Source organism: Veillonella fallax (assembly GCF_020687175.1).
Lineage (GTDB): Bacteria > Bacillota > Negativicutes > Veillonellales > Veillonellaceae > Veillonella > Veillonella fallax.
This window is the reverse complement of sequence record NZ_JAJEQD010000010.1, coordinates 61,070-72,966: the sequence shown is the minus strand read 5'-3', so window position 1 is coordinate 72,966 and position 11,897 is coordinate 61,070. Positions and strand designations below refer to the sequence as shown.

At 38.8% G+C, this 11,897-nt stretch carries 10 protein-coding genes; 8 read left to right on the top strand and 2 right to left on the bottom strand.

Annotation, left to right across the window (positions count from 1 at the left end):
- Positions 1 to 434 precede the first annotated feature (434 nt).
- The 4 genes from LKD20_RS06225 (at position 435) to LKD20_RS06210 (ending at position 4,818) form a co-directional block, all read left to right on the top strand.
- Positions 435 to 1,706 (top strand): putative porin, encoded by a 1,272-nt coding sequence (locus LKD20_RS06225; protein WP_227721200.1) that lies wholly within the window; start codon positions 435 to 437, stop codon positions 1,704 to 1,706.
- Between the two features lie 141 nt (positions 1,707 to 1,847).
- Entirely contained in the window at positions 1,848 to 2,453 is a 606-nt protein-coding gene (locus tag LKD20_RS06220) for a hypothetical protein (RefSeq protein WP_227721199.1), read from the top strand.
- A gap of 205 nt (positions 2,454 to 2,658) precedes the next feature.
- Complete coding sequence (locus tag LKD20_RS06215) at positions 2,659 to 3,858, top strand: MFS transporter (protein WP_227721198.1); 1,200 nt, start codon at positions 2,659 to 2,661, stop codon at positions 3,856 to 3,858.
- A 75-nt stretch (positions 3,859 to 3,933) separates the two neighbouring features.
- Entirely contained in the window at positions 3,934 to 4,818 is an 885-nt protein-coding gene (locus LKD20_RS06210) for a LysR family transcriptional regulator (protein ID WP_005387647.1), read from the top strand.
- 163 nt (positions 4,819 to 4,981) lie between these two features.
- Here LKD20_RS06210 and LKD20_RS06205 read toward each other — a convergent pair whose 3' ends face one another.
- On the bottom strand, positions 4,982 to 5,596 hold the full coding sequence (locus tag LKD20_RS06205; RefSeq protein ID WP_105090086.1) for a LysE/ArgO family amino acid transporter: 615 nt from the start codon (positions 5,594 to 5,596) through the stop codon (positions 4,982 to 4,984).
- Positions 5,597 to 5,731: 135 nt separating this feature from the next.
- Positions 5,732 to 6,772: a YeiH family protein gene (locus LKD20_RS06200; RefSeq protein WP_227721197.1), complete on the bottom strand. Its 1,041-nt coding sequence runs from the start codon at positions 6,770 to 6,772 to the stop codon at positions 5,732 to 5,734.
- Between the two features lie 342 nt (positions 6,773 to 7,114).
- Between LKD20_RS06200 and LKD20_RS06195 the strand changes: the two genes are divergently transcribed.
- The 4 genes from LKD20_RS06195 to LKD20_RS06180 all read left to right on the top strand — a co-directional run bounded on the left by LKD20_RS06195 (position 7,115) and on the right by LKD20_RS06180 (position 11,888).
- Positions 7,115 to 7,660 (top strand): beta-class carbonic anhydrase, encoded by a 546-nt coding sequence (locus tag LKD20_RS06195; RefSeq protein WP_227721196.1) that lies wholly within the window; start codon positions 7,115 to 7,117, stop codon positions 7,658 to 7,660.
- A 409-nt stretch (positions 7,661 to 8,069) separates the two neighbouring features.
- Positions 8,070 to 8,822, top strand: a complete 753-nt coding sequence (bioD, locus tag LKD20_RS06190) for a dethiobiotin synthase (protein WP_227721195.1) — start codon at positions 8,070 to 8,072, stop codon at positions 8,820 to 8,822.
- A gap of 120 nt (positions 8,823 to 8,942) precedes the next feature.
- The gene (gene bioA / locus LKD20_RS06185) at positions 8,943 to 10,331 is read left to right on the top strand and encodes an adenosylmethionine--8-amino-7-oxononanoate transaminase (RefSeq protein ID WP_105090089.1); all 1,389 of its coding nucleotides are present in this window, start codon (positions 8,943 to 8,945) and stop codon (positions 10,329 to 10,331) included.
- A 216-nt stretch (positions 10,332 to 10,547) separates the two neighbouring features.
- Complete coding sequence (locus tag LKD20_RS06180; protein WP_105090090.1) at positions 10,548 to 11,888, top strand: anaerobic C4-dicarboxylate transporter; 1,341 nt, start codon at positions 10,548 to 10,550, stop codon at positions 11,886 to 11,888.
- Positions 11,889 to 11,897 lie beyond the last annotated feature (9 nt).

Sequence of the window (11,897 nt, the reverse complement as noted above, 5' to 3'; positions counted from 1 at the left end):
CTTGACATTTATTAATGTCCGAACCATGACGTTGTTCTAATTTAACCCAGTCCCTTATTTGTTTATGAAATGTATCTATCCTTACACCGTCAGGTGTCTCGGGCCATTCACCTTGATAGAATAATTCAATTGCTTTTCTTTTAAATTCATAACTATATCTCATGAAAATACCCCCTTTACTGGTTGTCCAGTAAAGGGGGTACATATCATTACACGGAAGGGGTTTTTTATTTATATGTTTATTTCCTAGTGAATTAAATATGGATATTATCAGTTTGACGCATAAATGATTGTGAGATTGATATACATTTTCTCTTTACTCAATTAATGAAAGTTGTTATTATTTTTTGTGTTATATGTGATAATGATAATGAACTTCAAAATTTCATTATCTACTCATTTTATTTTTCTTATTTTAGTGTGTGAGGTTTATTATGATGAAGCGTAAAATGACTAGTGCTTTTGCAGTAGCAGCCATGATGGGTGTGGCTACAGCCTTTGCTGTCAACCCCTTCTCCGATGTTCCGTCCGATAGCTGGGCTTACCAAGCGGTAGATCAATTAGCTACAGCTGGTATTATCAATGGTTATCCTGATGGTACTTTCAAAGGCCAAAATAACATTACTCGTTACGAAATGGCTCAAATGATTGCGAAAGGCATGGCTAATCAAGATCGTGCTAATGCAGAACAACAAGCTATGTTGAACCGCTTGGCCGACGAGTTCTCCAACGAATTGAATACACTTGGTGTGCGTGTAGCTAAATTGGAAGACCGCGTAGGCAATGTAAAGGTTACTGGTGATGCTCGTATCAACTACATCGGCAGAGAGGGTATCGATGGTTATGATTATGAAGATAAAATTACAGCCCGTGTACGTTTAGGTCTAGATGCAAAGGTTAATAAAAATACATCTGTTAAAGCACGTATTACAACAGGCTCTATTGAGTTAGGTGATAGTTCTAAAGAAGCTCAAGCTAACTGGGATTTGGCATATGTAGAGCACAAATTTGGTAAAAATGTAGTCGTTGATGCTGGTCGTTATACTCAAAAATTTGGCGGCGGCTTGATTTATAGCTCTAACTTTGATGGTGTAGGTGCTACAGCTAAGGTAGGTAAAAAAGTTACATTAAATGGTGCGTATGGTTATATGACAGCAGGCCGTTTTGCTAAGACGAGTAAAGCTGATAATGGTGATGTAGGTCTTATCAATGCCAATGTGGCTGTTAATGATCGCTTTAGCTTTGGCGGTATGTTTGCTCATGTTGGTACCACGAATGTACGTATGGGTAATGGCAAGAAAAATAACGAATTCGATAATGTATATGGCTTTAATGCTAAATACAATGTTGGTAAACTCGGTATTGATGGTGAGTGGGTAAAAGCATCTGGCTTAAGTGATTCTGATATTTGGAACGTAGGCGTTAAATGGGGCGATTATAAAATTAACAAGAAGAACTCTTGGATTATCCGCTTAGATTACTTTGATCAAGCTAAAAATGCACCTGTATTTAAAACGCAAAAATATGAATCTAATGATTTATTAAAGAAAACACGGTATGAAGGTTATAAAGCATGGCAATTAGGTTCATCTTATGCACCAGAGAAAAATATTGGTATTAATGCATACTATGGCTTTAATGCTAAAACACAAGACGGCAATCGTGTAAATGATTACTACCGTGCAGACCTTAACTTCAAATTCTAATTTTGATGCTTACGATTAGGCTGATAGTTAATCAATGATTAGTTCTAAGTAGAATGCTATGTAGATTGAAATTGTTTAGCATGCTACATTAGACCAACTAGATGTATACTAGTAGTTTGTATAAGAAATAGTGAGGTTTACATGGCAGAAGTAGTAAAAAAGCAGTTTAAAAGTAAATATCATATTTTAATTTGGATTGCAGTTTTATCTTTAATATTTATGGGTATGGTTGAATATGGTTATGTAACAGGTGGTAGATCATTTGGTAACTGGAAGGTTCATTTAGGCCTTGTGCCGTATGTTGCATGGCTTGTATTGACATACATTGCGACAAAACCCAAATGGTTTATCACACGATATAATCCTAAAGAGATGTTTGATATTCATCGCATTGTAGGGGTTGTCAGTGTTATCCTCGTATGTGCCCATTGGTATGTATATTTCTTGAAAGCTCTAAAGTCATTCTTAGGTTTCTGGGGCGGATATATCTCCCTTGTAGCGATGTTTATTGCTCTTATCTTTGCAGTGTTGTACTTATCACCTTGGGTTGGCAACATGGCAAAGTCCGTATCCCGTAAAAAAGCAATCTGGATTCATCGTTTAAATCTAATTGCCATCATTGCGGCAAATATTCACGTGCATGGTTTTGGCCGTTTATCTAAAATGGTGCCATTCTTACCAGTATTTGATGTAGTAACATATGCACTTGTTATCTATTACATCTACTGGATGTTCAAACAAAAATAGTATGATTGTCATACCTTTTGGATGAGGTTGAAAGTTATATAGTATAAAGACCATCTCTATCCTTTATGTGATAAGAGATGGTCTTTTTTTTCTGTTTAGGATACAATAATATTATGGGTTTATATTCTATAAATCCTTAAAAATATACAGTCTATTAATAAAATAGAGTATATAATAACTTTAAAAGTTAAGAAAGAAGGTCATTATGGATTCTTCTTGGAAACGAATTATTTATCTGATCTGTATTATACAGATCGGTGGGGGAATAACGATTATAGGGGTACTATCATTCCTTCCGTTATTTCTTATAGAGCTAGGTTTACATAATCCAGGTGAAGCTGCTATGTGGGCTGGTATCGTATCAGGTGTAACGCCTTGTATGGTAGCGCTCAGTGCACCGTATTGGTCGCGCAAGGCAAATCAACTGGGACCACGTAAGGTAATGATGTTTATCTTATTTACCTTAATGGTTACAGTAGGGGCCTGTGCTTTCACACAAACCCCGTCTCAGCTATTGGTTCTAAGAATTTTGCAAGGTGTAGTAGGTGGCTATGTACCGATAGGTTTAGCTATTATTGTCCTCATAACGCCTGAGGAAAAGGTGCCATGGGCGATGGGGCTATATCAAGCCTCTATGGTGATGGGGCTCGTGTTTGGACCTCTTATGGGGGGCTTAGCGGCCGATCTATTAGGCTATAGGGCACCATTCTTTGTATTTTCTGGATTGACTGGAATTTGCTTATTAGGTATTTATTTCTTAATGCCTAATCTGCAGTTTAAGCACAAGGTTGATGCTCAAGAATCACAGATTTCTTTGATTAAATCATTTCTAATGATACCCCGAGTTCGCCTATTAGTAGCGATGCAGTTTTTGTGTAATTTTGGTATTACTGGCATTGGTCCAATCTTACCGCTTTATATCAAACATTATATGTCTGTGAATGATGAATTTGTTGCTACTATTGTGGGCATCATTATCTTTGGAGCTGGTTTGTTTAGCGCATTGGCATCCATTTCAATCAGTAAGGTTACACAACGATTGACGATGCCACGTATTATCTTTACCGCTACATGGGCTGTGGGGTCCCTATTTATCTTGCAATACTTGATGCCTAGCATATGGGGCCTTGGTATATTCCGTGCTATTGCAGGATTCTTTATGGGCTTTATTGCACCAATCGCAAATACCCTAATATCTAAAGCTGTTCCTATTGAGCGGCGCGGTATTGTCTTTGGGGCCGTATCTAGTGTAGCTATGATGGGCAATGTATTGGGGCCTGTTATTAGTGGTATTATTGCACGTGCTTTTGGCTATGGTGCTGTATTCTGGTCTACAGCGGCTATATTCTTTGTAGCGTCCTGGTTTGTATACCGTAATTTAGTTGTGTCTAGCAAATACCAATGAGAGGGGTTGGTAGTTGTTGTGAAGTATGTTAGTGGTGTAGGTCACTAACTATAAGAGAGATGAGAGTGTATCGTTATGTTATTAAAACAATTAGAGTATTTTGTGTGTGTAGTTGATAATAATAGTTTTACCCAAGCTGCGACAGAGCAATATGTGTCTCAATCTGCTATTTCACAACAAATTAAAGCCCTTGAAACGAGTCTTGGGGTGGAGCTGATGGTGAGAGAAAAGAGAAGCTTTCACCTAACACCAGCGGGACAATATCTATATCGCTCTGGTAAAAAATTACTAGAACGGTTTCACGATATTAAGGTAGAAACAACCCGCATCGGCACAGATGCACGTGTCAGTTTACGGATTGGTTATTTGAATCGTTATAGTGGAATGGCTATGCAGCAAACGGTCATTCGCATGGCGAAGCGCTATAAAAATCTAGATATCCGTATGTATAGTGGCAGCCATGAAGAACTGTATGGCATGTTAGATGATCGCCGTGTAGATGTGATTTTTAATGATCAGTGGCAGATTTTATCTGATGATTTTGAAAGTCATTTGATCGATAAGGCGACTACCGTGATTGAGGTGCCACAAGGGTATACAAAGGAAGGCAGCGTTGAAATTAAAACGATTGATGATTTACCCCTTATCCTAGTATGCCGTGGTAAGTATACGATAGGAGAGGAGGAGCACTATCGTAAGGCCATTGGCTATGCTGGAGCCTTTGCGTATGCTCGTACTTTAGAGGAAGCGCGCTATTTAGTGGCAGGCCAACAAGGCTTATTGTTATTAGATCGCTTTAAATACTTAACAGACTCCATGCCTGGCATTGAGCGCAAGGTATTGACTAATCATGGCAAATCCATGGAACGTAATTACTACTTTGTATCTCAACGAAATCAAAGTAATACCTATGTAGAAGCCTTTAGAGAAATGTTTAATCAAGTTTTGTCAGAGTTTTAATATACTCAGAGTTTTACTATACGAAGATGAATTATAGTAAAACAAAATTCATCGTTATATAACAAAAGATATTTGTATAACAACAGATATTTGCAATATAAAAGCCGTTAGCATATGCTAACGGCTTTGTTGTTTAAGGATTATACTATTGGAGATATTTTGATTAAATATATTCTAAAAGCATTGTAACCCCATCGATGAACAATTTTATACCATAAATGACGAGGACAGCGCCACAGAAGCGGTTGATCCAAGCCATATGGGTGATTTTGATTTTTTTTGCTAACAGATGCATGGTAGCGGCTAAGGATCCAAACCAAATTGGTGTCATAACTAAAAAACCGCCAAAGAAGTGGTAAATGTTCTCTTCTGGGATATTAGCTTGAAAAGCACCGAGCATCATAGTTGCATCAAGTACTGCTTGAGGATTGCCCCAAGATACAGCGATAGCAGATATGATAATCTTACGAATAGGGATATGCGTGTTAACATTGCGCATATCTGGTTCAGTTCTGAATATATTAAAGCCCATGTATACAATCAGTAGGCCCCCAAAAAGGAGTACGATAAGCTTTGTAAGCGGCCACATTTCAAGAATGGCGCCGATGCCAAAGAAGGCTGCCGTACTGAGGCTCATATCAAATAGTGCCAATATGATAAGGGTCAATATGATACGACGTATAGGCTGTACCAATGCTGTGTTGATGATGAAGAGGTTTTGCATGCCAACAGGGGCAAATGTTGCGAGACCGACAAGAAGTCCTTGTAAGAAGTACATGTTAACCCTCCTAACTATAGTATGATAAAGTACTAATAAGGTGAATAGTAGCACGAAACCCCTCCATTACTGGAGGGGTTATTACTATTCTAACTATATACAATTATATCATATTAAAATAGGTATGTATATTTCTTACCATAAACCAATCATATGTTGTGTAGCTAGGCTGACTGCTGTGATGGCAATCCAGCAACAAGCACCCAATGCAAGGGCAGAACCACCGGATTTTATCAATTTTACGATATTAGTATTAAGTCCTATAGCAACCATGGCCATTGTAATAAAGTATTTGGAAATAGTTTTGAATACACTCAAGAATTGAATATCTACATTCGCATAGGATAATACTGTTGTAATAAGAGAACAAATCACAAAGTATAAAACAAATTTAGGGAAGATTTTAGCGATGCTAACACTGCTACCATCAGCTTGAGCAGCACTTTGTTTTGCTTTATATACTTGGTAACTTGCTAAACCTAAACAAATAGGAATAATAGCGAGGGTACGTGTTAATTTAACGATTGTCGCATATTCTAGTACTTGTGTACCAGTGCCTTTCATACTATCCCATACGGCAGCTGTAGCTGTTACAGAGGATGTATCGTTTACGGCGGTACCAGCAAATAGACCAAAGCCCATATTGGAAAGACCAATAGCATCACCAAATGGAGGGAATACAAAAGCTGCTACTACATTGAAGAAGAATACAACGGAGATAGCCTGTGCAATATCTTGATCCTCTGCCTTGATGACTGGTGCAGCTGCAGCGATAGCAGAACCACCACAAATGGAGGAACCTACGCCGATAAGTACAGCTGTATTAGAGTCGATATGAGTGAGTCGATAGATAACATAGGACACGATTAAGGATGTAGCGATGGTTGAAATGATGACAGGTAATGAAATCCAACCTACATGTAAAATCTGTGTAATATTTAAGCCAAAGCCCAATAAAATAACAGCCCATTGTAAAATCTTTTTAGATGTGAAGCCGATGCCGGCACCAGTTTTTTCGCGCTTCCAAGATGTGAATACGGAGCCAATAATTATACCTAAGATGATAGCAAAGATTGGGCTACCGATTAGATGAAACTCTAGGCCTAATAGCCAACAAGGAATAGCGAGGACTGCACAGAGCAGAATGCCTGGCAACGTTTTTTGATTGATACCCATAATAAAAATCTCCTTACTGTACATACAGTTCACGCCATATGTGGTATCATGTGGCGTTTCTCTTCTATAGTTTTAATAATACCACATTGGGGGAATTATAATCTACTAGTAATGTAAGAAATATACAGTATATTCATTTTTATAAATATATAAGAACGAAGAGTATAATAAATGAATATTAATTATAAATATTGAATTAATACGATTTTTGTGGATTTCTTATGAAGGATATAGGTTATAATAAATATTTATATGTGATGAAAATCTCTTGTTTTTCATTGAATATATTGTATATAATGAATAGAATCTATTTTATAGATAGAAATGTAAATGAGGTACCTTATGATTGATATTAAACAAATAATTGAAACCAATAAAGAGTATGTGAAAAACCACCCAGAATTACCAAAAGCAGGATTAACAAGCCATCCTACAAAAAAACTAGGTATTGTCACATGTATGGATACGCGTTTAGTCTGCATGCTAGAAGATGCACTAGGTTTTAACCGTGGCGAAATTATCGTCATTAAAACAGCCGGCAATAGCGTAACACAACCAATCGATAATATCGTACAAAGTTTGCTAGTTGCTACTTATGGTATGGAGATTGAAGACGTATTAATCATTGGCCATGAAAACTGTGGTATGATTGATTTCTCTGCTACTACATTTATGGAGTCAATGAAAGAAAAAGGTATCAGTGAAGATGCGATTCGCATGATCGAACCAGGCCTTATTGACTGGATGGATCGTTTCCATATCTCCGAAGACAATGTAATCTATACAGTTAACTTCTTGCGTCACCATCCACTATTCCCAAAAGGAATGGGATTCTATGGAGGGATGATGGATCCTGATACAGGCGAATTCCGCTACCTTGAAATATAATCTGAGATTTGATGGGGCCCAAGTTGATTTGTACATTTAAGTGAAAAAGAGTGATGACTAAAGTCATCACTCTTTTTTCTTTCCCCTTATATAGCTAACCTATTATTCTCGCATTTAAGGTTGCGGTTAGGACTATATGGGACTATTACATAAGTACAGCCATAAAAATCACAGAACCTAGTAAAGAGCGACTTAGTTTACTATGGAGCGATGAGCTAGGTTCTGTGATTTTTAATTTAGCTCCCACTGATGTATTGGGGCCCCATATAGTCCTATCATGGTTAACCTTAAGCGTAATAATAGGTTGACTATATATTCCGTTTGGCTGTATATTGTAATTAGATTGTAAACTTACTCACATAAATTAGTTAACCTATGCGGCGTTAAGTATCGCTGAGAGGAGACATGTATGAAGCAGTTAGGTATTTCTATAATTGGTACAGATACAGATGTAGGCAAGACGTTTGTGACAGGGCTGTTAGGGGCCATGGCTGTAGATGATGGTTTTGCGGTTGGTATGGTTAAACCAGTGTCCTCTAGTGCGGTACCTTTTCCTGAATGTGTAACGATGGATGAGGATAATTATAATGTTGGCCTTGAAAGCAAGGATGCTACGCATTTAATGCGTTGCGCAGGTATTCCTGAATCTCGTCGTCATGAGGTTAACCCATATGCTATCGCTGGTGATTTTTCTCCCCGTCTTGCAGCAGAGTTATCTGGTATAGAAATCGATTATGATGGTGTAGTAGCTCATACATTAGATGTTGTTAATCGCTATGATCTAACCTTTGTAGAAGGTGCTGGTGGTATTACAACACCTCTTTACGGCGATAAAACATTCACGGATTTAATGAAAGATATTAAATTACCAGCCATCGTTGTAGCTGATGGACGATTGGGCTCCATTAACCGCGCGATTTTGACTTGTGAATACGCGAAGATGCATGGTATTGAGGTGAAAGCTATCATCGTAAATGATACAACGGCAGTAGATCCATTCTTATTGAAAACAAATGTAGAGGATATGGAACGATATACAGGTATTCCTGTAGTAGCTGTTGTACCGCCATACCAAGGGCCAGATATTCAAAAGGTTCAGCTTGGTTGGGCTCGATCCTTTGTGGATTCTAAGAAGGTATGGAATACAGTATTAGGTATATAGTAGTTAGATATTTTAATTTAATTTAGACTAATTATTTATGGTAATAGACTGTTATAGTAATTGAGTATTATAGGTATTGAGAGTTATAGTTTGTAGAATTTGTACGTATGAGGTGACGAAATGGCAGAGAAACAGCTTTCACAAGCAGCACAGTGGGACCATGAGTTTGTATGGCATCCATTTACACAAATGCAAGATTGGTTAGCACAAGAACCAGTAGTAATCGAACGTGGTGAGGGGGTATACCTCATCGATGAGAACGGTAAAAAGTATTATGACGGCGTGTCCTCCTTATGGGTTAATATTCATGGACACAATCATCCTGTATTAAACCAAGCCTTGAAGGAACAAGTGGATAAGATTGCTCATAGCACATTGCTCGGTCTTGTAAGCCCGCCATCTGCACAGTTGTGTAAAGAATTGGTAGAGCTCGCGCCAGAAGGCTTAAATAAAGTATTCTTATCCGATGATGGCAGTACGGCTATTGAAGTTGCTATCAAGATGGCCTACCAATATCGCCAACTTGTAGGACAAACAAAGAAAACTAAGTTCATTGCCCTTAATGCAGGCTATCACGGGGATACATTAGGCACCGTATCTGTAGGTGGTATTCAATTATTCCACCAAGTATTCCATAATTTATTATTCAAACCTTTGACATTGCCAAGCCCTGGTGTATATCGCGATGTAGCTGATCGAGAAAAAGCCTTTGAAGAGTCTTTGGCCGAATTAGAACGCATCCTCAACGAAGAGGGCGATGAAATCACAGCTCTCGTTATGGAACCATTAGTACAAGCTGCAGCAGGCATGCTTGTTATGCCTCATGGCTATTTGAAACGGGTTCGTGAATTAACGGCGAAACATGACGTATTCCTCATTGTCGATGAAGTAGCCACAGGCTTTGGTCGTACAGGTAAATTCTTTGCCTGTGAACACGAAGGGGTAGCGCCAGACTTCATGACCTTGTCCAAAGGTATTACTGGCGGTTATATGCCTCTCGCTGCTACATTGACGACACAACGTGTATTCGATGCCTTCCTCGGTACATTTGAAGAAAAGAAAACCTTCTACCATGGCCACTCCTATACAGGGAATGCCTTGGCTTGTGCCGTCGCACTAGCTTCTTTACAAGTATTCCGCGATGAAAAGGTTATCGAAGGATTACCTAAGAAAATCGAGGCTTTCACCAATGCATTGAAGCCAATCGAAAACTTGAAACATGTTAAAGAGGTTCGTCAACGAGGCCTCATCGTAGGGATTGAACTTGAAAAAGATGTGGCTACTCATGAGGCGTATCGTCCAAATGATGCGGTAGGGGCTAAAGTGGCCATCCTTGCTCGTGAACAAGGCCTCATCTGCCGTCCAATCGGTGATGTGGTAATCCTCATGCCGCCATTGGCGTCCACTGTGGAACAATTAGAGGATATGGTTCGCATTGTTGGTGAAAGTATCCAACGCGCTACTGAAGAAGAGGGAATCCTCGAAGACTTACGACCAATAATTCTATAACAATTTACGGCTAAGTATTTTATAAAGATTTAAGGTAAACGTAAAAGCTATATATGTCATGATTCTACGGTTCTAGAGTCGTCGGCATATATAGCTTTTTATATGTTTAGCGGATAATGTTTCGTTAAGTCTTTAAACTATAGACTATACATTGTGAAAATTCGATGATATTTTTGCATATCTATGATACTATATACGTATAAAGGAGGTCATCGTATGGACATTTATGTAATTATGCAAGTTATTATTTTATTTGGTGCCATCTTCCTCGGCGTTCGTCTAGGTGGTATGGGCATCGGTTACGCTGGCGGCCTTGGTGTAGTGTTGTTAAGCCTCGGCATGGGGATGTTCCCAGGGCAGATTCCTTGGGATGTAATCCTCATCATCATGTCTGCTATCGCTGCTATTTGTGCTTTACAACTCGCTGGCGGTCTCGATTATTTGGTGCGTATTGCAGAAGGTATTTTGCGTAAAAATCCTAAGCATATCAACTACTTAGCACCAACAGTTACGTATTTCTTAACGCTATTGGCTGGTACAGGTCATACAGCATTTTCTATGATTCCTGTAATTGTAGAGGTGGCAAAAAGTGAAAATATTAAGCCATCTGTACCATTATCCATTGCCGTTGTAGCAAGCCAAATTGGTATTACAGCGAGCCCAGTATCCGCAGCAGTTGTTGCTATGAGTGGTTTCCTTGAACCATATGGGGTTAACTATCCAACATTGCTTGCCATCTGCATTTCTACAACATTCGTAGCGGTTATGATTACGGCATTTATCATGTCTACCTTCGCGAATAATGATTTGTCTTCCGATCCAGTTTACCAAGAACGTCTGGCAGCAGGTCATGTGGCTCCACCTCGTGAAAAGAGTGCTGATTTCCACTTGAAACCAGGTGCGAAAACTTCTGTATTGATTTTCTTGATTGGTATTATTTGTATCGTATTCTATGCAACTGCCATCTCCAAGAACATTGGTCTTATTAAACCTGTTATTTTTGGTCGAAATGATGCCATCGTTGGTTTCATGATGGTAATTGCAGCGGCTATTACATTCTTCTGTAAAATTGATACAGCACAACTTGTTAATACAAGCACATTTAAATCCGGTTTATCCGCATGTGTCTGCGTACTAGGCGTAGCATGGTTGGGCGATACTTTTGTAAAAGGTCATATTCCTGAAATTAAAGCTCTTGCATCTAGCTTGGTAACAGCATATCCATTCCTATTAGCTGTAGCATTCTTCTTTGCTAGTACATTGTTGTATAGCCAAGCGGCGACTACACAAGCATTGGTACCAGCTGTAATTCTAGCTCTCGGTATTACTCCAGAAAACCCAGGATCCGTATACATTATTATCGCATCCTTCGCAGCCGTATCTGCACTTTTTGTATTGCCTACATACCCAACACTCTTGGGGGCTGTACAAATGGACGATACCGGCTCAACACGAATCGGTAAGCTTGTATTTAACCATCCGTTCTTTATCCCTGGCGTACTTGCCATCGCTATTTCAGTAGCACTTGGCTTTGTAGTAGCTCCATTGATGTTGTAATGGTGAAAG

Bases quoted from the DNA above. Each gene is read 5' to 3' on its own strand.
- LKD20_RS06195 (WP_227721196.1), top strand. From the start codon at position 7,115: ATGATTGATATTAAACAAATAATTGAAACCAATAAAGAGTATGTGAAA.
- LKD20_RS06210 (WP_005387647.1), top strand. From the start codon at position 3,934: ATGTTATTAAAACAATTAGAGTATTTTGTGTGTGTAGTTGATAATAAT.
- LKD20_RS06225 (WP_227721200.1), top strand. From the start codon at position 435: ATGATGAAGCGTAAAATGACTAGTGCTTTTGCAGTAGCAGCCATGATG.
- LKD20_RS06200 (WP_227721197.1), bottom strand. From the start codon at position 6,772: ATGGGTATCAATCAAAAAACGTTGCCAGGCATTCTGCTCTGTGCAGTC.
- LKD20_RS06205 (WP_105090086.1), bottom strand. From the start codon at position 5,596: ATGTACTTCTTACAAGGACTTCTTGTCGGTCTCGCAACATTTGCCCCT.
- bioA (WP_105090089.1), top strand. From the start codon at position 8,943: ATGGCAGAGAAACAGCTTTCACAAGCAGCACAGTGGGACCATGAGTTT.
- bioD (WP_227721195.1), top strand. From the start codon at position 8,070: ATGAAGCAGTTAGGTATTTCTATAATTGGTACAGATACAGATGTAGGC.
- LKD20_RS06180 (WP_105090090.1), top strand. From the start codon at position 10,548: ATGGACATTTATGTAATTATGCAAGTTATTATTTTATTTGGTGCCATC.
- LKD20_RS06215 (WP_227721198.1), top strand. From the start codon at position 2,659: ATGGATTCTTCTTGGAAACGAATTATTTATCTGATCTGTATTATACAG.
- LKD20_RS06220 (WP_227721199.1), top strand. From the start codon at position 1,848: ATGGCAGAAGTAGTAAAAAAGCAGTTTAAAAGTAAATATCATATTTTA.